The 21,251-nt window shown below is 46.2% G+C and carries 20 protein-coding genes and 1 other annotated feature; of the genes, 18 read left to right on the top strand and 2 right to left on the bottom strand.

What is annotated here, in order from left to right:
• The first annotated feature begins 1 nt into the window (after position 1).
• The 7 genes from Q9R46_RS15160 to Q9R46_RS15130 all read left to right on the top strand — a co-directional run bounded on the left by Q9R46_RS15160 (position 2) and on the right by Q9R46_RS15130 (position 7,102).
• Positions 2-703, top strand: coding sequence for a YggS family pyridoxal phosphate-dependent enzyme (locus Q9R46_RS15160; RefSeq protein ID WP_311280612.1), 702 nt, complete (start codon positions 2-4; stop codon positions 701-703).
• On the top strand, positions 694-1,161 hold the full coding sequence (locus Q9R46_RS15155; protein WP_090923746.1) for a cell division protein SepF: 468 nt from the start codon (positions 694-696) through the stop codon (positions 1,159-1,161). Before Q9R46_RS15160 ends, Q9R46_RS15155 begins: the two co-directional genes overlap by 10 nt.
• A 16-nt stretch (positions 1,162-1,177) precedes the next feature.
• On the top strand, positions 1,178-1,441 hold the full coding sequence (locus tag Q9R46_RS15150) for a YggT family protein (RefSeq protein WP_090923796.1): 264 nt from the start codon (positions 1,178-1,180) through the stop codon (positions 1,439-1,441).
• A 15-nt stretch (positions 1,442-1,456) separates the two neighbouring features.
• Positions 1,457-2,239: a YlmH family RNA-binding protein gene (locus Q9R46_RS15145; protein ID WP_311280611.1), complete on the top strand. Its 783-nt coding sequence runs from the start codon at positions 1,457-1,459 to the stop codon at positions 2,237-2,239.
• A gap of 240 nt (positions 2,240-2,479) precedes the next feature.
• Complete coding sequence (locus Q9R46_RS15140) at positions 2,480-2,989, top strand: DivIVA domain-containing protein (RefSeq protein ID WP_090923744.1); 510 nt, start codon at positions 2,480-2,482, stop codon at positions 2,987-2,989.
• A gap of 57 nt (positions 2,990-3,046) precedes the next feature.
• Positions 3,047-3,338 (top strand) — a binding site (T-box leader).
• 120 nt (positions 3,339-3,458) lie between these two features.
• On the top strand, positions 3,459-6,557 hold the full coding sequence (gene ileS / locus Q9R46_RS15135; protein ID WP_311280610.1) for an isoleucine--tRNA ligase: 3,099 nt from the start codon (positions 3,459-3,461) through the stop codon (positions 6,555-6,557).
• A 179-nt stretch (positions 6,558-6,736) separates the two neighbouring features.
• Positions 6,737-7,102, top strand: coding sequence for a DUF5665 domain-containing protein (locus Q9R46_RS15130; protein ID WP_145332031.1), 366 nt, complete (start codon positions 6,737-6,739; stop codon positions 7,100-7,102).
• A 34-nt stretch (positions 7,103-7,136) separates the two neighbouring features.
• Here Q9R46_RS15130 and Q9R46_RS15125 read toward each other — a convergent pair whose 3' ends face one another.
• Positions 7,137-7,874, bottom strand: coding sequence for a TraR/DksA C4-type zinc finger protein (locus Q9R46_RS15125; RefSeq protein WP_311280609.1), 738 nt, complete (start codon positions 7,872-7,874; stop codon positions 7,137-7,139).
• Between the two features lie 233 nt (positions 7,875-8,107).
• On the opposite strand from Q9R46_RS15125, the gene lspA reads away from it, so the two are divergent.
• The 8 genes from lspA (at position 8,108) to Q9R46_RS15085 (ending at position 14,644) form a co-directional block, all read left to right on the top strand.
• The gene (gene lspA / locus Q9R46_RS15120; protein ID WP_090923795.1) at positions 8,108-8,602 is read left to right on the top strand and encodes a signal peptidase II; all 495 of its coding nucleotides are present in this window, start codon (positions 8,108-8,110) and stop codon (positions 8,600-8,602) included.
• Positions 8,603-8,639: 37 nt separating this feature from the next.
• The gene (locus tag Q9R46_RS15115) at positions 8,640-9,542 is read left to right on the top strand and encodes an RluA family pseudouridine synthase (RefSeq protein ID WP_260984678.1); all 903 of its coding nucleotides are present in this window, start codon (positions 8,640-8,642) and stop codon (positions 9,540-9,542) included.
• A gap of 110 nt (positions 9,543-9,652) precedes the next feature.
• The gene (locus Q9R46_RS15110; protein ID WP_311280607.1) at positions 9,653-10,906 is read left to right on the top strand and encodes an LL-diaminopimelate aminotransferase; all 1,254 of its coding nucleotides are present in this window, start codon (positions 9,653-9,655) and stop codon (positions 10,904-10,906) included.
• A 178-nt stretch (positions 10,907-11,084) separates the two neighbouring features.
• Positions 11,085-11,996: a decaprenyl-phosphate phosphoribosyltransferase gene (locus Q9R46_RS15105; RefSeq protein ID WP_311280606.1), complete on the top strand. Its 912-nt coding sequence runs from the start codon at positions 11,085-11,087 to the stop codon at positions 11,994-11,996.
• Between the two features lie 33 nt (positions 11,997-12,029).
• On the top strand, positions 12,030-12,662 hold the full coding sequence (locus Q9R46_RS15100) for an HAD family hydrolase (protein ID WP_311280604.1): 633 nt from the start codon (positions 12,030-12,032) through the stop codon (positions 12,660-12,662).
• 26 nt (positions 12,663-12,688) lie between these two features.
• Positions 12,689-12,979, top strand: coding sequence for an EamA family transporter (locus tag Q9R46_RS15095; protein ID WP_090923793.1), 291 nt, complete (start codon positions 12,689-12,691; stop codon positions 12,977-12,979).
• Positions 12,966-13,286, top strand: a complete 321-nt coding sequence (locus tag Q9R46_RS15090; RefSeq protein WP_311280602.1) for an EamA family transporter — start codon at positions 12,966-12,968, stop codon at positions 13,284-13,286. The genes Q9R46_RS15095 and Q9R46_RS15090 overlap by 14 nt, the downstream gene beginning before the upstream one ends.
• Positions 13,287-13,336: 50 nt before the next feature.
• Positions 13,337-14,644: a DUF6080 domain-containing protein gene (locus Q9R46_RS15085; RefSeq protein WP_311280601.1), complete on the top strand. Its 1,308-nt coding sequence runs from the start codon at positions 13,337-13,339 to the stop codon at positions 14,642-14,644.
• A gap of 137 nt (positions 14,645-14,781) precedes the next feature.
• Here the strand turns inward: Q9R46_RS15085 and Q9R46_RS15080 are convergent, their stop codons facing one another.
• Positions 14,782-17,457 (bottom strand): YhgE/Pip family protein, encoded by a 2,676-nt coding sequence (locus Q9R46_RS15080; protein WP_311280600.1) that lies wholly within the window; start codon positions 17,455-17,457, stop codon positions 14,782-14,784.
• A gap of 687 nt (positions 17,458-18,144) precedes the next feature.
• Between Q9R46_RS15080 and pyrR the strand changes: the two genes are divergently transcribed.
• The 3 genes from pyrR to Q9R46_RS15065 all read left to right on the top strand — a co-directional run bounded on the left by pyrR (position 18,145) and on the right by Q9R46_RS15065 (position 21,049).
• Positions 18,145-18,708 carry a bifunctional pyr operon transcriptional regulator/uracil phosphoribosyltransferase PyrR gene (gene pyrR / locus Q9R46_RS15075; protein WP_311280599.1) on the top strand — a complete coding sequence of 188 codons (564 nt, stop codon included), beginning with the start codon at positions 18,145-18,147 and terminating at the stop codon, positions 18,706-18,708.
• Positions 18,708-19,619 (top strand): aspartate carbamoyltransferase catalytic subunit, encoded by a 912-nt coding sequence (locus Q9R46_RS15070; RefSeq protein WP_397386384.1) that lies wholly within the window; start codon positions 18,708-18,710, stop codon positions 19,617-19,619. The genes pyrR and Q9R46_RS15070 overlap by 1 nt, the downstream gene beginning before the upstream one ends.
• Before the next feature lie 125 nt (positions 19,620-19,744).
• On the top strand, positions 19,745-21,049 hold the full coding sequence (locus Q9R46_RS15065; protein WP_311280597.1) for a dihydroorotase: 1,305 nt from the start codon (positions 19,745-19,747) through the stop codon (positions 21,047-21,049).
• The last annotated feature ends 202 nt before the right edge of the window (positions 21,050-21,251 follow it).

Here is a 21,251-nt window from a genome sequence, read left to right as displayed (position 1 = left end):
TGTGTCATTAGAGGAACGTATACAACAAGTGAATCAGAAGATTGAGGATGCGTGTAAGCGCAGCAACCGCCCTTTTGAAGATGTGAATGTGATTGCGGTCACGAAATATGTCTCATTGCAAACAACGGGCGCTGTGCTGGATCATGGTCTTGAGCATATTGGAGAAAATCGCTGGCAGGATGCACAGGCGAAGTGGGAAGCCTTTGGACAGAAGGGCACGTGGCACTTTATTGGTCATTTGCAGACAAACAAGGTGAAAGACGTCATCGGCAAGTTTGCTTACATCCATTCACTGGATCGTTTGTCACTGGCGAAGGAACTGGACAAAAAAGCCGCTTCGCTGGGAATTCAGGTGAATACGTTTATGCAAGTCAACATTTCGGGTGAAGAGAGCAAGTATGGTTTGCAGCCTGAACAGGCAAGTTCTTTTCTGAAAGATATTCAATCGTTCAACAACCTTAAGGTCATTGGTCTGATGACAATGGCGCCTCATGAGGAAGATCCAGAGTTGACGCGTCCTGTATTTCGTGGGTTGCGTGAACTGAGAGATGATTTGAATGGACAAGCATTGACAGCACAGCCGATTACCGAGCTGTCCATGGGCATGTCCAACGATTTCGAAGTGGCCATTGAAGAAGGAGCAACCTGGGTGCGGCTTGGATCAATTCTCGTAGGAAAAGAGGAGGGAACACGGTGGGCGTAATGAATAAATTTATGAATTTCCTGGGACTTCAAGAAGAGGAAGAGATTGTGGAACGGGAGCGCCTTGCTGCACAGGAAGAACACGAGCCTGAACAGCAGGAAAATGAAACCTCTGCACTTGATAAACGTAGAAACCAAAGGGGTAATAATGTGGTTAGCATTCATTCCCAGAAAAATGTAAAAGTTGTCCTTTATGAGCCTCGTTCTTATGACGAAGCACAGGAGATTGCCGACCATCTGCGGTCGCATCGTACCGTTGTTGTGAATCTGCAGCGAATCCGTCAGGATCAGGCTTTACGTGTGATTGATTTTCTAAGCGGTACGGTATATGCATTAGGCGGCGGTATATCTAAAATTGGCGGCAACATTTTTCTCTGTACGCCAGATACGGTTGAAATTCAAGGAACCATTACGGAGATACTGGCTGACAGCGAGCAAGATTATAACAGAATGAGGTGAGCCTTTTTTGTATCAGATGATTGAAGGGATATTGGGTACGCTATACCAGATTTATTTTTACATGGTTATTGTCTACATATTGATGTCATGGCTTCCCAATGCACGGGAGAGCTTCATCGGTGAATTGTTAGGCAAATTCGTAGAGCCTTACTTAAGTCCTTTCCGCCGGTTTATTCCGCCTCTGTTCGGTGTGCTGGATATTTCCCCGATTGTGGCGTTGCTTGTTCTTCGACTGGCGCTGGTTGGGTTACTCTCTATAGTTCAGTATTTGACATTTTAAGTTAGGGTGACATAGATGAGCGGTAATATGTACGAACATTTTAGCCATGATGAGCGGGACTTTGTAGATAAAGCCACCGATTGGGTTGAACGGGCGAGCAAGCTTCATGATATGAAGCTCACCGATTTCCTTGATCCAAGACAGGTATTTATTCTGCAATCCTTGGTCAATCGTAGCCAAGACGTTCAGGTTCGTTTCGATGGCGGATATGAGGCTGCTGAACGCAAACGTGCATTGATTGCTCCTGATTATCGTTATCTGGATGAAGAAGATATGGGGATGCAGGTCCTCAGCATTACGTCTGACGATCAGAAAATCTCGGAACTGGAGCATGGGGACTATATGGGTTCCCTGCTCGGTCTCGGGTTGAAACGAGGCAAGATTGGAGATATTCAAGTGCTGGAGGATGGCTGCCATACTGTAGTGGCAGCAGAGACCGGCGCTTTTTTATCGCTTCAATTGAATCAGGTGCATCGGTTACACGTATTCACAGAGCTACTGCCATTGAATCAGATGAAATGGTCTGCGACGAAATTGGACACTATAGATATTACCGTTGCTTCGATGCGACTGGATGGTATCTGTGCAGATGTGCACCGATTAAGCCGTAGCAAAATACTGATTCCAATTAAAGCAGGACGCTGTAAAGTGAACTGGAAAGTGGTGGAAGACCCTTCAAAGCCGCTTAAGGCAGGAGATGTGGTTTCCATTCAAGGATTTGGTCGTTTTAAGGTGCTTGAACAGGAAGGGATGACCAAAAAGGGACGTTGCCGGGTAAAGATCGGTAAATTTGCTTGATATTATTGCAGGATAATCCGAATTCTTGTCGAAATGTTAAACGTAAAGGTAAAAAAATATCCGGTGTTTCCGATATACATTAAAGTACAAGATGTGGATTTCTGCAGATCGTGAGAGCAGATTCTGCTATTCCGTGAAAAGTTGCCAGTTCAGGTTTCTTTCTTACGGCCCCTTGGGTGGGACCCATACGCTGCAAACCTTCTCTATTGTGGGAAGGAATTTTTACAGGAGGTGGACAGCATGCCATTAACGCCGCTGGACATACATAACAAGGAATTCTCCCGACGCTTGCGTGGGTATGACGAGGATGAAGTCAATGAATTCCTGGATCAAGTCATCAAAGACTACGAAGGCGTCATCCGCGAGAACAAGGAGCTGAGCAATCAGTTGCTGTCCGTTCAGGAGAAGCTGGATCATTTTGCTACCATCGAGGAGACTCTTAGCAAAACGATCATCATTGCACAGGAAGCTGCTGACGATGTGAAGAATAACGCGAAGAAGGAAGCTCAGTTAATCGTGAAGGAAGCAGAGAAGAATGCAGACCGAATCGTTAACGAAGCACTTGGCAAGTCCCGTAAGATTGCTTTGGAAGTGGAAGAGCTGAAGAAGCAGGCATCCATCTATCGTGCGCGTTTCCGTACACTGGTTGAAGCTCAGCTTGAACTGTTGACACAGGATGGTTGGGAAGCGCTGGAGAGCCGTGAGCAGGAAGTGCGTGACCGTGAGCGGGAGATGAAAGAGATTTATTAGTCTGCCTCCCGGTTGACTTTTGCGGGCAAAGAAGCTATAACTATATTCATATTGAATAGTGATTCCATGACGGGCTCAGTACGTTATGATCTCATCCCTCAGAGAGTTGGTGTCTGGTGCAAACCAACGGATGAGTTATAGCCGAATATCTCCCCGGAGAAGTGACGCTGAAGCGGTGAATGCATTGCCGTGTGTAAGCTGAACCGTAAACCGTACGTTATAACGGTACCCTGCTTCAGTTTAGCGGGGCTTAAGCGTTGTTGATGACAGAGCATACTCGGGGGAACCTGAATGTGGTTTGTGATGAACAGAATTAGGGTGGTAACGCGAGCAGAACCTCGTCCCTTTCCAGGGACGAGGTTTTTTTGTGTCCAAAACGGTTAACGGTTAGCGATAGCGGAATCTATGAGCTACGATGGTGTATGTTTTACATTCGATTCATCTTAACAAAGGAAGGAAGTTGAACAGCATGCAACGAGTGGATGTCAAAGAAAAAGCACGTGCCAGAGAACTGCGTGTGTTAGATAAATGGAAAACGGAGAATACGTTTAAACGCTCCATTGAGAACCGGGAAGGCAAGCCAAACTTCGTATTTTATGAAGGCCCACCTACAGCGAATGGTAAACCACACATCGGTCACGTGCTTGGTCGTGTAATTAAAGACTTTGTTGGACGGTACAACACGATGAAGGGTTACCGCGTTGTGCGTAAAGCGGGATGGGATACACACGGCTTACCTGTAGAGCTTGGCGTACAGAAAAAATTGGGTATCTCCCACAAGTGGGAAATCGAAGATTATGGTGTTGAGAAATTTATCAATGAATGTAAGGCCAGTGTATTTGAATACGAGCAGCAATGGCGTGATTTGACAGAAGGCATCGGATACTGGACGGATATGGATAACCCGTATATCACACTCGATAACAACTATATCGAGAGTGTGTGGAACATCCTTGCAACGATTCATGAAAAAGGTCTCTTGTATCGAGGTCACCGCGTAAGCCCATACTGTCCTTCTTGCCAGACAACATTAAGCTCGCATGAAGTAGCACAAGGGTACAAGGACGTTAAAGATCTAAGCGCGACGGCAAAATTCAAGCTGGAGGACAGCGGTGAATTCGTACTGGCCTGGACAACGACCCCTTGGACATTGCCTTCTCACGTTGCACTTGCCGTGAATCCGGAAATGGATTACTCCCGTGTACGTCAAAATGATGAAGTATATATCATGGCGACTAACCTGATAGAAAAAGTGATGAAAGACAGCAAAGGGGAATACGAGATCGTTGGTGCACTGAAAGGTGCAGATCTGGTCGGTAAAACGTACAGCCCGCCATTTAACTACGTAGAGGCCGAGAAAACCAACATCATCCTGGGTGCAGGATTCGTAACCGACGCAAGTGGTACGGGTATTGTTCACATGGCTCCTGCTCATGGTGAAGATGACTATCGTGTCTGCCGTGAGAATGGCATCAGTTTTGTGAACATGGTCGATCTGGAAGGCAAGTTTGTAGCACAAGTAACTGATTTTGCAGGTCGTTTTGTGAAGGACTGCGATATCGACATTGTGAGATACTTGTCTGAGCATGGCCGTCTGTTCAGCAAAGAGAAATATGAGCACAGCTACCCGTTCTGCTGGCGGTGTGATACTCCACTTCTCTACTATGCGATGGACAGCTGGTTTATCCAAACAACAGCAATCAAGGATCAGTTGATCGCCAACAACAGTGAAGTGGAATGGTATCCGGGGCATGTGCGTGAAGGCCGTTTTGGGAAGTTCCTCGAAGATCTCGTGGACTGGAACATCAGCCGTGACCGTTACTGGGGAACACCGCTAAACATCTGGGTGTGTGAAGAGACCGGTGAACAGTTTGCCCCGCACAGCATTGCCGAGTTACGTGCACGCGCTGTAGGCGATGTGCCGGAAAATCTGGAGTTGCATAAGCCATATGTAGATGAAGTGAAGGTGCTGAGTTCGTGCGGCAAATACGAAATGAAGCGTACGCCTGAAGTCATCGATGTATGGTTCGACAGCGGCTCCATGCCGTTTGCGCAACAGCATTATCCTTTTGAAAATAAAGAAGTGTTTGAGCAGCAATATCCTGCAGATATGATCTGTGAAGGAATTGACCAAACGCGTGGTTGGTTCTACAGCCTGCTCGCGGTATCTACGCTTTTGACAGGCAAAGCGCCTTATAAAGCCGTTATGGCAACAGGACACGTACTGGACGAAAATGGCCAAAAGATGTCCAAATCCAAAGGCAATGTTATCGATCCATGGGAAGTCATCGAGGAATACGGTACGGATGCATTCCGCTGGGCGTTGTTGTCTGACAGTGCACCGTGGAACAGCAAACGTTTCTCCAAAGGTATCGTAGGAGAAGCGAAGTCCAAAATGGTGGATACGCTGGTGAACACTCATGCATTCCTGACGCTGTACGCAACGATCGATGGATTCGATCCACAGGAACATCCATTCCAGGTGTCTGCTCACAAATTGGATCGCTGGATTCTGTCCAGATTGAACAGCTTGATCCTTGTGGTAGAAAAAGCATTGTCCGTGAACGACTACCTGAACTCTTCCAAAGCGATCGAAGCCTTTGTGGATGAGCTCAGTAACTGGTACATCCGTCGTTCCCGTGATCGCTTCTGGGGAAGTGGTTTGACAGAGGATAAACTGGATGCGTATCGTACCCTTACCGAAGTGCTCGTGACTACGGCGAAGCTGGTAGCACCATTTACTCCATTGCTGGCTGAGGATATTTACCTCAACCTGACAACTGGGGAAAGTGTGCATATGGATGACTATCCTGTAGCGAATGAAGCATTAATCGATGCGGCTTTGGAGCAAGATATGGAAACAGCTCGCCGCGTGGTTGAACTTGCGCGTAACGTTCGTAACGAGACAGGTATCAAAACGCGTCAGCCATTGTCCGAGTTGATCGTATCCCTTGACAAAGGCTTTGATCTGGCAAGTTATGAAGAGATCATCAAGGAAGAGATCAACGTCAAAGGAATTCGTACAGAGCATAACGATGCCGAGTTTGTTGATTTTACACTCAAGCTGAATCTTAAAGTGGCGGGTAAAAAGTACGGCAAAAACGTAGGTTTCCTGCAAAACTTGTTCAAAGCCATGACGGCGGATGAAACCCGTAAAGTGGTAGCGGAAGGTGCATTCAATGTCGTTTCTCCGGAAGGGGAGGAGCTACAGGTGACGGATGAGGAGTTGCTCGTCGAGAAACAGGCTAAATCGGGCTTTGCTTCTGCATCCGGTTATGGTTTGACGGTAGCCCTGAACACAGAAATCACAACGGCGCTGGAGCAAGAAGGCTGGGTTCGTGAAGTGGTTCGTGCGGTACAGGATACTCGTAAACGTCTGGATCTGCCAATCGAGAAAAGAGTACGCCTGACGCTGGATGTGGATGCCGATCTTCAAGTAGCTATTGAAGCATTTGACGATGTTCTGCGTGAAAATGTACTCGTGACCGACGTGACATTTGGTAAGGTGGATGGCATGGAGCAAGTAGAAGCCGGAGGCAAAGGCATCGGAATCTATATTGAAGCGTAATGAACAAGAATAAATAAGGTTAAAATAAATGAGCCACAGCTAAGGAAGCAATTCCTGAAAGCTGGGCTCATTTGTTTTTGTTTGTTTTTTCACCGATAAGGCAAGAATTGTATTTGAGCAGTTCTCCAAAAAGTAACACATTCGTAGGATCTATATTGATGCAAGGATTGGAGCGAAACATGAGCAAACAGGATAAGTCAGCCGAGTCAAGTGCAATAGAAACAGCGGAAATAGCTAAGGTGGACACACCGCATGATAAAATTGAAGAATTACATACGTTAACCAACCGTCTTGCCAATGAGCTGGAGCGTTCACGTATTGCACAGTATACGGAATTGTTAAATCGGCCGTGGAAGCTAATCGGGCTAAATCTCTTGTCTGGTGCAGCCAGAGGTGTAGGAATTGCCATCGGATTTACTTTTTTCGCGGCCACCATTATCTATGTGTTACAGGTTCTTGGTGCATTAAACCTTCCTATCGTTGGAGATTATATTGCTGATATTGTACGAATTGTACAAAGGCAACTTGATATGAATACGTATTGAAAAATAAGGCCTTTAGATAGCTCACCGGTAACCCTCAATACGTATCGTCATCCTCTGAGTCTGGTTCAAGCAATCCCGAGCCTTCGCCTTTCTCCAGGTACTGTCGATATTGGCGGTTACGTACAATGGAGACATCGTGACCATATATATCCGTTGCGACAAAGCTTTCGTAAGCCTCGACAAAGCCGTCAAGCTCTTCGGTAGCTTCAATAGCCATCACATCATAGCTGTCGATGTCACCGTTTTCCGCCATTGCCGGGGTATTCGAGGTACCCCAACTCTCTACGATCTGCCAGGCGTCCTCCCCGTCAAAGCCATTCTGATCATCCCGCTCGTCCAGACTGGTACGTCCAAATGATGGGGCGAGGAATTCTTCCTCCACAGGCCGATTTTCGGAAACAACGGTTTCCGGTTGATGCTTTTTACAGTACTTTGTATATGGAACGGCCTCCATACGCTCGTAAGGGATCGGTTGCTGGCATACAGCACATGTACCGTAATGACCTTCTTCAATTGAGTGCAAGGCGGAATCAATACGTTCGAGTTGAAATTCATCATGCTCCAGCAAGGAGATATCCTTTTCTCGCTCATATACCTCCGTGGCAAGATCACCAGGATGATTATCAATCGGTGACAATTCACCTGTTTGTAGTTTTAATGAGTCTCCGAGGCCATAGTGCTCGTTCTCTGACAACCGGCGTTCGATATCCCGTTTATCCGACAAGAGCTGGGAACGCAATGATTGCATTTGCTCGGCTGTAAATTGTGACATGGCTTTCCCCTTTCTATTCCATTTGGAATCCGGTTTTATCTCCATTCTAGGATGTGCCTTTTGGAGCAGGATTACAGAAGGAAAATGTTATCGGTTTTTCCAATCCGCCAGAGCCAATATTGCTTCGTTAGATTGCCACGTCATGGACGATCTCTGAACAGCTGTGCTACAATAAATAAGTCTGGCGAATGCTTGGTATCGCTGGAAAAGACAAGAACGGAGTGACAACAAACGTGGTGTATTATATCCTTGCTTTTATCGTATTTCTAGTGGATCAGGGTACGAAGTACCTGATTGCTACCCGGATGGAGCTTAGAGAAGAAATTCCGGTCATTGGCAATTTTTTTGTCATCACTTCCCATCGAAATTCAGGTGCAGCGTTTGGTATCCTGCAGGATCAACGCTGGTTCTTTATTGTGGTGACCATCATTGTGGTTGTCGCCTTGATTTGGTATTTGCAAAAAGTAAAAGATACCCCGCACAAATTGCTACCAGTAGCGCTTAGCCTAGTGCTTGGAGGAGCGATAGGTAACTTCCTTGACCGTGCGTTGACGGGGGAAGTTGTAGACTTTGTGCAACTTAATTTTGGGAGTTACACGTTTCCGATTTTCAACATTGCTGACTCGGCCATCTGTATCGGGGTAGCCTTGATTATTGTGGAGACATTATTGGAAGGACGTCGTGAAAAAGCGGCCGCGAAGATTGAAGGGAATGAGCATCATGAGTAATTCGAATGAGGAACAACGCAATAACGATGAGGAACGTATGGAATGGATCGTTGCCGCTGAACATAAGAAGGAACGCGTGGATAAATATATTACAGATGCTGTAGACAACGTGTCTCGCTCGCAAGTCCAGCTATGGATTGCAGATGGGGCAGTTACGGTCAATGGTGCTCTGGTGAAGTCCAACGCCAAGCTGTCAGAAGGAGATCGGATCGTATTACAGATTCCCGAGCCTGCTGCGGTGGAGATTATTGCGGAAGATATCCCTCTTGAAGTGGTCTATGAAGATAGTGACCTGATTGTTATTAACAAACAACGTGGATTGGTTGTACATCCTGCACCGGGGCATACATCTGGTACACTTGTGAACGCTCTAATGTACCATTGCAAGGACCTTTCCGGTATTAACGGAGAACTGCGTCCAGGGATCGTACATCGGATTGACAAGGATACGTCAGGCTTGATTATGGCGGCCAAAAACGATCGGGCGCATGCTTCACTGGCTGCCCAGTTGAAGGAGCACAGTGTGAACAGACGTTATATTGCGCTCGTTCATGGGCATCTCAGTCATGATCAAGGTACCATTGATGCACCGATCGGACGGGACACGAATGATCGTAAAATGTACACGGTCACCGAACGCAACAGCAAACATGCCGTGACTCATTTTACAGTGACGGAGCGCATCAACGATTATACCTTGCTTGAGTTAAAGCTCGAAACAGGACGTACCCATCAGATTCGGGTGCACATGAAATTTATCGGTCATCCCCTTGTCGGTGATCCGACATATGGGCGGAACAAGGGCATCAAAATGAATGGACAGGCTCTGCACGCAGCGACACTTGGTTTTGTGCATCCTTCCACAGGAGAATACATGGAATTCAACGCGCCGATCCCGCAGGATATGGAGGATGTACTGGCATCGCTACGAAGCCGTTGACGTTTGAAGAAAGTACAAATGTTCGGATATTTTGTCCATGGTGTTGACTGCTCAAATGCTTCATATTAAAACATGAGAAATTTGCGTCAAAATGAGGAGATGAACACATTATGAGTATCGATAAATATCAGGAAACGTATATCCAAACTAATTTTGCCGACCGTATTGGCGGCTCCAACTATGGTAAAGACACGAACATCTATAAATTCGAGAAAATCAAACGTGCGAAAGCTTCGGCAAAAAAAGATTTTCCCGATGTCGAGCTAATTGACCTTGGGGTTGGTGAACCGGACGAGATGGCTGACGCAGGCATCGTTGCTGCACTCGCTGCAGAAGCGTCTAAGCCGGAGAACCGCGGGTACGCCGATAATGGTATTCCTGAATTCAAGACAGCCGCAGCTGCTTACCTGAAAAACGTATTTAACGTGGATGGCATTGATGCGGATACGGAGATCGTACACTCCATCGGTTCCAAACCGGCTTTGGCAATGTTACCTTCTTGCTTCATTAATCCAGGTGATGTAACGATTATGACTGTGCCTGGTTATCCGGTAATGGGTACACACACAAAATATTTGGGTGGAGAAGTATTCAACGTTCAATTGACCAAAGAGAACAACTTCTTGCCTGACCTGACAGCGATTCCCGAAGACATTGCTAAACGTGCAAAATTGCTCTATCTGAACTATCCAAATAACCCGACTGGTGCAAGTGCTACAGTGGAGTTTTTCACAGAGGTCGTTGAATGGGCGAAAAAATACAATGTTGTTGTTGTGCACGATGCTCCATATGCAGCATTGACGTATGATGGCAAAAAACCTTTCAGCTTCCTGTCTGTACCGGGTGCTAAAGATGTAGGTGTGGAGCTACATTCCCTCTCCAAATCGTACAATATGACAGGATGGAGAATTGGCTTCGTAGCCGGTAATCCTCTCGTTGTCAAAGCATTCAGTGATGTCAAGGACAACAACGATTCGGGTCAATTCATCGCGATCCAGAAGGCAGCGGCTTACGGATTGAATCACCCTGAAATCACGGAGAAAATTGCAGAGAAGTATTCCCGTCGTCACGATATGCTGGTCGCAGCACTCAATGAGCTGGGTTTCCAGGCGGAGAAACCGAAAGGTTCCTTCTTCCTTTATGTTGAAGCGCCAAAAGGCGTTGTCGGTGGACGTCGCTTCGAGTCAGGAGAAGACTTCTCCCAATTCCTGATTCGTGAGAAGCTGATTTCATCCGTACCTTGGGATGATGCAGGTAACTTTGTTCGTTTCTCCGTTACGTTCATTGCGAGTGGCGAAGAAGAAGAGAAACGTGTTATCGCTGAAATCAAGCGTCGTCTGAGTGACGTGGAGTTTGAATTTTAATTCAAATATGCGTTAATATAGACTACAATGGGTAAAAAGAGACCGGAAACGGTCTCTTTTTTTGTCAAAATATATCCTTTATCCTCTTTACAAAAATAACCAAGCAACTTATTATTAAGTCTTTACGTTATTTGTATAGACTAATCCGTTAGATTGTTGTTGAAGGGAGTAATTGCTATTGTTTTCATCAAGGCACGATACCGCGTCTTCTGCTGTAAGCCATGCTGGAACCATTTCTGGTTTGTTTAAATTGCTAAGGCCCAAACAGTGGACCAAAAATTTGCTGTTGTTTGCAGCATTGTTATTTTCATTTGAGGAAATCCGAACGGAAACGATTGTTTCAACAGTGATTGGCTTTCTGTTATTTAGCCTTGTTGCAGGATGTGTGTATATACTGAACGACTATGTAGATCGGGAACGGGACAGGTTGCATCCGACCAAGCAGTTCCGTCCAATCGCTTCAGGGCAGGTTAATCCTACACATGCGATATTATTCGGTATGGCTCTCCTTGTGTTTTCCCTGGGGGTTGCTTTTGTGATGAATCCGTTATTCGGTGTGTTGTGTATTGTTTATTTCCTGCTGAATGTATCTTATTCTTTTGTACTGAAACATCTTGTTATTCTGGATATGATGACCATTGCGGCTGGCTTTGTGCTTCGTGCAATTGCTGGGGGTGTATTGATTCATGTACCGTTCACTCCGTGGTTTCTGATTTGTACAATGTTGTTATCGCTGTTTCTGGCGATTGGCAAACGGAGAAACGAACTTACGTTGCTGGAAGGAAACACAGGATCACATCGTAAGGTATTGGATAACTATTCCATCACTTTGCTGGATCAGTTCAACACCATCGTGACGACAGCAACGATCATTAGTTATTCTCTGTTTACCTTTACGTCGGATCGAACCATTCATCTGATGTGGACGATTCCGCTGGTCATCTATGGCATGTTCAGGTATTTGTATCTGATCCATATGAAAAATCAAGGCGGTTCACCAGACCGTGTTTTATTCGAGGACAAGCCTATCTTGATCACAGTGATTTTATACGTGGTTAGTGTCATAACGATCTTTACCATTTTCGAATAATCATAGAGAGATTTAATACAGAGGGGGATCAGGGTGAAACGAACGAAGGTTGCGATCTTTGATATTGATAAAACGATTATACGCAGTGACTCCATGTTTCAATTTGTATTTTATAGTGTGCGACGTTATCCTTGGCAAGTCTGGCGTCTGCCTGTCATTGCATTTCATACCTTCCTATTCAAAGTGGGCTTTATGACGGTTGAGCAGGTTAAACGTTCCTATTTTCAGGAAATCAAACGTATGTCTGAAAGAGACCTGGAGCATTTTTTCGATACCCACCTGCGAACTTCCATATTTACGGAGGCCAGTGTAGAGATGCAACATCGGAAGGAAGCTGGATATCATGTGTTGCTCGTAACGGCTTCTCCGCATGCGTATATGAAGTATTTCAAAAATTTCCCTTGGGTCGATCATGTGATCGGAACCGAACTTGTTCGGCATGAAAATGGTTATACCTGCACCATTGAAGGTGCCAATTGTAAGGGAGAAGAAAAGGTACGCCGGATTCAAGCTTATTTGGCTGAGAAAAACATGGAAATTGATTATGAGCAATCCTGTTCGTACTCCGATTCTTTATCGGATCTTCCCGTCATGCAGCTTGTGCGTCAGCGGTATTTTGTAAACAAACGTGTTCCTGAGATGGAGGCGTTAACGTGGGGGAAATAGGTTCACGCCACGCCGGCAAATGGTTGATGCTAGCTTCTGCTTTCCTGACGGCGACTGGGCAGTTGTTCTGGAAGTGGGGATTGACGGAGTGGATTTACATGGGTGTGGGTTTTCTATGTTACGGCATGGGAGCCATTTTGATGATTAAGGCATTCGCGCGCGAAAAGCTCTCGGTAGCCTACCCGCTGATGTGTGCCAGTTATGTTTTTGCATTAATCTATGGATATTTCTTGCTTGGTGAAGAAATTACGGTACAAAAGCTTGCGGCTGTTGTGCTCCTGGGAATCGGGGTGACGTTAACCAGTGTGGATCGATAGTTGGATGATTGCTGTGTTAATCGTGATGACCCTATGCGGAGCAACGGGCGGGGCTGGGTTGAAATTTTACGCAACGAGTCGTAAACGACTACATGTGCTGATCGGACTTGGTTTTTATGGAACGGGTGCACTGCTTAACATTGTGTTACTCAAGTTTCTGCCTCTAACGGTAGTGTTGCCTGCGAACGCTTTAACCTACGTCTGGACCCTTATTATTGCAAGGTGGGTTTTTAAGGAGACGGTAGGGCCAATGCGGTGGATCGGCGTTGTCTGTATCGTGGGCGGACTATGCTTGCTTGTACTCTAGAACGGATTTTATATTTCTAATCTTTATCATTAAACATTGGATGTGAACGCATGAAATTTTTAGACTACATATTTTATGACCGTAGAATGACTTGGATTGCTTTTGTTTTGTTCGCCGGTTTTGCTCTTTTTTATGGTTTGATGAATGGTTCTTATATTCTATATATCAGTCAAAACGCAGAGATGCTGGGAAAATACACACCGTTTAATACAGCCATATTTCCCCTTAACCTGTTTAATTTTGATCCTTCGATGTATTACGGGGACAACAGCTCATCTGTTATTCATCCCTTAATTTCTTATTTGGCGGTAACGCTCGGAGCTATTTCCAAGCTGCTGGGGGGCAATTGGTTTTTTCTGATTTTACAATCCCTTGTGAATGCGGGCTCCGTTGCTCTGGTCTTTGTGTTTCTAAGCCAAAATGAAAAGAAATCCTCACATACACCTTTGTTGTTCGCGTTGCTGTTTGGGTTCAGCTCATATTTAATGTTTACGGCATTTATCCCGGACTCGTATCCGTATGTGCAGTTTGTTATTCTTCTGTCCGTTTTATACTTGCAGTATTCGCGTGTGCAGAAGGAGGTCCGTTATGTCCCGAATGCGCTACTTGCGACAATTAATTTTGGATTAACTTCAACCAATATTGTACCGTTTGCCGGAGCTGTCTTCTTTAATATGCAGGCATGGCGTAGTAAGGCAGGTTGGAAAAAATATATCGGCATCATGTCACTCGCCGTGCTGATGATTGTGGTGTTAACAGCCATTCAGTATGTTGCATTTGGCGGCCGAAGCTGGATAAGCAACTGGTTGTTAGGAATTCAAAATGGGGGCACGAGTTACGCGACACCGTTCCAGTGGGCGGCACATTTTAAAGCGTTAGTATTGCTGACCATCAATCCCATGTTATCCCCACAAGTGCACTTGCTTGATCCGGGTATGGTCGCATTTGTCACAGATCTTTCCCGCTCTAATCCGCTTTACGTTCAGATGACAGGTATATTTCTTTTGTTGCTTGCGCTGGCAGGGTTCATTCGTGGTGTACGCGAACGTAGTGTGTGGACGTTAATGCCGTACATTATATTTGCTATTCTGCTTCATCTCGTTGTAGGATTCGGGCTGGCTGTGTACCAATATGATATGTACCTGTATGCAGGACATTATTTGTTTGCTTTTTATCTGCTTGGTGGCATGTTTATCAGTAGCCTGCGCTCCGGTTTTGGTAAAAAAATACTGATTGGACTGCTCGTAGCATCCCTGTTCGTCACGGTGGGTAACAACATCTATCGTCATTTCGAAACCCTGTCGACGATTAAACAATCTTATGAACAGCTGGAACAGCAACGTTCTGCGCAGCGATGATTTCCCTTGAAAAAGAATCGAATGAGAAACTTGGCACAGCACTTGAGGATATCCTGCTTAGTACACAAAAAGGCTTCTTGAACTTACGTTCAAGAGGCCTTTTTTAGCGAAGCCCAGGTACTGCTAAATACATCAAATCAAGCAATGATTTTTGTCTTTTTCGCATTTTCAGCAGAACGTTTCGTCAAGCTGCTTAATGGGCGTTTTAACAAAAGAGCAACAATCAGACTAAGCGCAATGAACAGACATAACCACAGAATGTCTTTAATGGCTGTTGACCATAGAATACCGCCGACCGCTTCGCGTAGCAGACTGATAGCGTAAGTGAACGGCATGAATGGATTTAACGCCTGGAAAAAGGGCGAAGTCATGCTGATCGGGAAAGTACCGCCCGAACTGGAGAACTGAAACACCATGAAGATAATGGCAATGCCTTTGCCAGTATTGCCGAATACAGATAGGAGGGTATATGTGATCGTGACGAACACTGCACTCACCAGCATCGCGAATAAAATAAACCACCACTTATCTGCGACATACGTTCCCAGAATCCAAATGTCTCCTGCTGTAACACATATCGCTTGCAATGCACCCACAGTTAAGAAAGTAGCTAGACGGCCGAAATACAGTTCATATCCGCGGTATGTCCCTTCCGGGTTTTCTGCTTCCGCACGCAGCAGGGAAATTAACAATGTCGAACCTACCCATAGTGATAATACGGCATAGAACGGTGACATCGCTGAACCGTAATTCGGAATGGGATACAGGTGTCGCTCTTTAATCTGTACCGGACTAGCGAGGAATGCACTCTCCTCTTCGATATCCCCCCGCAGCAACTTGGCAAGCTCGGCAAACTGATTATTGCCTTCGACTTCTCTTAGTTTCTCTGCAGCCTTGCGGATTGCACTTTCCAGCTCGGGCAAATCCTCACGAACAAGAGCAGCTACGCGATGTACGCCTTGTTGCACATCGGGAAGCTGTTGCTGCACAAAGCTGGATGCCTTGCCAATTTGTTTCTCAGCCTGAGGTAGATCATTACGAACAAAATCGGCAGCTGCGTTTAATTTATTCTCCAGCTTTGGCAGATCGCGCTGAATAAGGGAGGACACTGCATTCAAAGCACGAATAAAGGATTCACTCTTGGTGTCAAGCGTTTGTGAGATCTCATGTACCTTAGCCTGAATGTTGGGGAGATCCCCCTGGATTTTTTCCAGCTCGGTCTGACCAAATTGAATACCTTCCTTCGCTGTAGCAAGAATGGCTGCAATGTCGGGAAGACGCTCTTTTGCTGCTTGCAGCGTATTTACTGACGTAGATAGAACCGGATTGAGCTGATCGGCAGCAGCCGTGAGTGCAGGAACAACCTGGCTGTCAAAGGTGCTTAGAAAACGATCTATCCCGGTGCTAATGTTGCTGCTCAGTTCATTTAAACGGGCAACAATATCTGCTGGAGGAACCGTATTTTCCCGCAAGGCTTTGCCGATGATTCCGGCCAGTTTTATTTGTTGCTGAAGCTGTCCGGATATCGTTTGCAATTGCTCTATCCTTGAAGCCAAGGGATGAGACGGCAGTATAGCATCAATTTTGCCAAACAGGCCGGACATACTGTCCACGATTTTTACCGCAGTGCCAAGACGAGATGTAAGACGGTCGATATCATCAGCGCTAGGCAACTTATTCCAATCGGTTCCTTTTAATTGCTCGAACACATCGGCAGATGCGTTTGTCATTTGCTGAACTAACAGCAGATTTTGCCGAAGGGTTGGCGTAATTGACTGGAAGGCTTCCTTAGTGGCACCTGCAAATTGACTCAATCCCTCAGCAAACTGCACTGCATTATCCGAAATTTCGGACACCTTATCAAGGTTCTGTTCAGCAGAAGATACGATATCAAGCGCTTTATTCGTCTTATCCAGAGCAGCTTGAATAACTCCGGAAACTTGTCCAAAATTGGCATCCACCTCTTGAATACGTGCGACAGCTTGCTGAATTTCAGGAATTCGATCCTGAAGGGCCACCACCTCTGAAGCAGCGGCTTTGATCTGAGGCCAATACTGCTGTACTTTCAGCACATATCCAGCAGCTTCGTTGATTTCAGGCAGTCGCTTTTCCAATTCCACAATTTTTTGTGCCTGCTTCACAATCTCCGGCATGGCTTCGTCAACTTCGAGCACTTTCTGACCTGCTGACTGGATTGTGGGAAGATTTTTCTCCAGCATAAAGATGCCACTTTCCATTTTGCGTAGCGTTGGCAACTGTGCATTAATCTCTACGCCAGCCTCCTTTAGCTTGGTAAGTACAGCTTCGCTGACGGCTTCGGTGAAATTTTCATTAATCTGCGTTGTAATGGCGGATACGCCCGAACCGGTTATTTTGGGGGCAATGGCATTAACCTTTTCATTGACAGTATATATGACCTCCGGCCGATCCAGTTTTCCATCGACTATGCCCGTGATCCGCGATGAAAAATCAGCAGGAATGAGCAGACTGGCGTAATACTCGCCGGTTTGAACACCGCGGCTAGCCTCGGCCTGATTCACAAATGTCCATCCCAGCTTGTGGTTTTGACTTAAACTATGCGTTAACTCATCGCCAATATTAATGGTAGTACCCGTAACCGTGGCACCCTTGTCTTCACTAGTGACGGCGATTTTGATGCCTTGTGTATTACTGTACGGATCCCAGACGGATTTGACATTCACCCAGTCGTATACTCCCGGCAGTAATATGATTGCAATGATTAGAAATATACCTGTGGGTACTTTGAAAATGTGTAGCCAGTCTGACTTGTAAATATGCCATATGTGACGCATGATGTCCTCCTTCAGAGTAATGAAGGGAGCTATAACATTGGAGGGGGAGGAATACCTTCCTTATGTTGTTTACTCCCTAAGCTATATGTATATCGGAAAAAAGGCAGATTTAATAAATGAGTGTGTGTATAAACTTTCCCCAATTGAAAGGAGACTGATTCGTTTTCTACATAGATTCAAGATAGGCATTTGAAAATAGTGACAGGTGGTGTTATTTGGATTAGAAACAGGTTGTAATTGTCTATGGATAAATATGCAGGTTTGTTGTATAATTATAAACGACGAATGACATGTGATGTGACATGGATGTTTTTTCGCCTAAATGCTGATTCTAATTAGACGAAGCAGAGGATTTGCACCTGCGATGGTGAGGTGTTGACAGAGGGTTGTCTTTCTGTCATAATTCATGAAGACAAACGGGCATAATGAGATAGAACTCTGTGAGGTTCCTCATATGCACGACATGAATAGCACCTTTAAATCAGTCCCGTGAGACTGGCAAGGTAACGTGAACGATTCATCGTTTATTTGCTGCGGCAGATATAATGATGCATCCCGAGAGTAAACTTTCTTCAGCGACGTCTGAAGTTCGGAGACTCCTTGCCAATAAACACGGCAAGGAGTCTTTTTTGTTCTCCTCGTCACGGGGCCATGGTTTCGAAGGAAAATCCTGAGGAGGCTGAACGCATGAGCACAGAGACACATGTCATTATGGATGAAACGGCGATCCGCCGCGCATTGACAAGGATTGCCCATGAAATATTGGAGAAGAACAAAGGCATCGACGATTGCGTGCTGGTTGGAATCCGCACCCGCGGAGTGTATCTGGCCGAACGAATCGCCGCCAAGATCGAAGAGATTGAAGGCGCCAAAGTTCCCTGGGGAGAACTTGATGTAACCCTGTATCGTGATGACCGACTGGAAGATAACCAGACGAATCGCAAGGAACTGTTGATTATGACACCTGAATCACTTTCCATTCATAACAAAAAAGTGATTTTGTTCGATGATGTGTTGTACACCGGACGCACAATACGAGCCGCGATGGATGCGCTGATGGACTGCGGAAGACCACAGAACATACAACTGGCGGTACTTGCAGACCGCGGACACCGGGAACTACCGATCAGACCTGATTTTATCGGCAAAAACGTGCCGACATCCAAATCAGAAGAGATCGAGGTTGCACTCATGGAGACGGACGGACAGGATGAGGTCAAAATCATACAGAACCGAGGGGAGCAGGCATGATGATTACACAGACAGCGTTGAGAGACCGGAGCTTGCTTGGATTAAAAGATACTAGCCGTGATGAGATCGAGTCGATTCTGAACCGCGCAGCCCACTGGGAAGCACAGAAGGAGAAACTCGTTCCGATTCTTGAGTCCCGCTTTGTAGCGAACATGTTCTTCGAGAATAGTACCCGCACCCGCTTCTCTTTTGAAATGGCAGAGAAACGTCTTGGCGCTCAGGTGCTGAACTTCACGGCAGCTGCATCCAGTGTGGAGAAGGGCGAGTCGATCTACGACACAGTTCGAACACTTGAATCCATGGGCATTGATGCAGGGGTCATTCGCTTAAAACCGGCAGGGGTCTTGCAGCAACTGGCTCAGAAGGTAAGTGTACCGCTAGTGAATGCGGGAGATGGCAATAACGAGCATCCGACGCAAGCGCTCCTTGATCTCTACACGATGAGGAAGGCATTTGGTGAACTGAAAGGTTTACGTGTCTCGATCATCGGAGATATCATGCATAGCCGGGTAGCACGCTCTAACTTGTGGGCACTGCAAAAGTTTGGTGCAGATGTACGTTTCTGCGCACCGCAAACGATGCAGGCGCCGGAGCTTGCACAGCACGCACCTTATGTAGGTCTTGAAGAAGCGCTGGATGCTGATGTAGTCATGATGCTCAGGGTTCAATTGGAACGTCATCAACATGGCCTGATCACTTCAGCTGAGGATTATCGCGAACACTACGGATTGACGGAAGAACGGGCGTCACGCCTGAAGCCAAGCACGATTATTATGCACCCTGCTCCTGTGAACCGTAACGTTGAAGTCGATGATGCGGTTGTCGAGAGTGAAGCATCACGGATTTTCCCACAGATGGCAAACGGAGTTCCGATCCGCATGGCGGTTATGGAACGTGCGATGAAGCTGTAACAGGGCCTAGCATAGAGTCATAGGCTGGCGAGACGATGTTCTTGCACACCAACGGAGAGAGTAGACGATAAAACATTCATCTAGCGGATCTACCCTGCTGGACAGAAACGAAGCGGAGGACAATTATGGTACAGGTGATAAAAAACGCAAACGTCTTGAATCAACAAGGGGAACTTGAACGGAAAACCATTCTTATAGAAGAAGGTAAAATTAAAACGATCGCTGGCCCGGAAGATGAAATCGTACGGAACGCCGAGAAGTCAGCGCAAGAGGTGACGGATGCATCAGGCAAGCTGGTGATCCCTGGATTAATCGATATGCACGTGCACTTGCGTGAGCCTGGATTCGAACACAAAGAGACGATCGAAACAGGAGCTCGTTCCGCTGCGCAAGGTGGTTTTACAACGATCGCCTGTATGCCTAACACAAGACCGGTAACGGATACGCCTGAGGTTGTGGAACTGGTACTGAATAAAGCGAAGGAAGCAGATCTGGTTAAAGTCTTGCCCTATGCGGCGATTACCAAAAACGAACTAGGCCGCGAATTGACTGACTTTGCCGCATTAAAGGCAGCGGGTGCGATTGGCTTCACGGATGACGGCGTTGGTGTACAGAACGCGCAAATGATGAAGGATGCGATGAGCCTTGCAGCAAGCATGGATATGCCCGTGATTGCACACTGTGAGGATGATTCTCTGGTAGTTGGCGGATATGTCACCGAAGGTGAATTCTCCAAGCGCCATGGCATCAAAGGTATTCCGAATGAATCTGAAGCGATTCACGTCGGACGTGATATCTTGCTCGCAGAAGCAACAGGTGTACACTATCATGTGTGCCATGTCAGTACAGAACAATCGGTTCGTCTGATTCGTCTGGCGAAATCGATCGGCATCAAGGTGACTGCTGAGGTATGCCCACACCACCTTGTTCTATCCGATGAAGATATTCCAGGCATGGATGCCAATTGGAAGATGAACCCGCCGCTACGCTCACCGCGTGATGTGCAGGCTTGTATCGAAGGTTTGCTGGATGGAACGCTCGACATGATTGTGACTGACCATGCACCGCATAGCGAAGAAGAGAAAGCCAAAGGCATGGAGCTCGCACCATTTGGCATTGTTGGATTCGAAACGGCCTTCCCGCTGCTGTACACCAAGTTTGTTAAAACGGGATTGTGGACGTTAGATTTCCTGGTCAAACGTATGACGGCCGATCCGGCTCGCGTATTCAGACTGGATACGGGCAAGCTGGAAGCAGGAGCACCTGCCGACCTGACGATGATTGATCTGAATCGGGAAAAAGCGGTTGACCCGGCAACGTTCGCAACAAAAGGTAGAAACACACCGTTCACAGGCTGGAAGCTGAAAGGCTGGCCGGTACAAACATGGGTGGATGGCAAAAGTGTATGGAATAACACGTTAGAGCAATAAAACAGCAACATGCTGACGTAATACATCGTTAAATATGCACATTAGTTCTCATAACATAAAATTTTCATTGAAATACCAGAGTAATCAGTAATTTCTTTTCTTTAAACAAACTCAAGGCAAAATGATGCCGAGAGCCCAACATACAAAACAAACATAGTTAAATGTACTTTTTTGAACTTTGAGCACGACCTTAGCTACGAAG

The sequence above is a fragment of the Paenibacillus sp. RRE4 genome (genome assembly GCF_031844205.1).
Taxonomy (GTDB): domain Bacteria; phylum Bacillota; class Bacilli; order Paenibacillales; family Paenibacillaceae; genus Paenibacillus; species Paenibacillus xylanexedens_B.
Note: the sequence above shows the minus strand (reverse complement) of the source record. Positions and strands in the feature narration are given on the sequence as shown.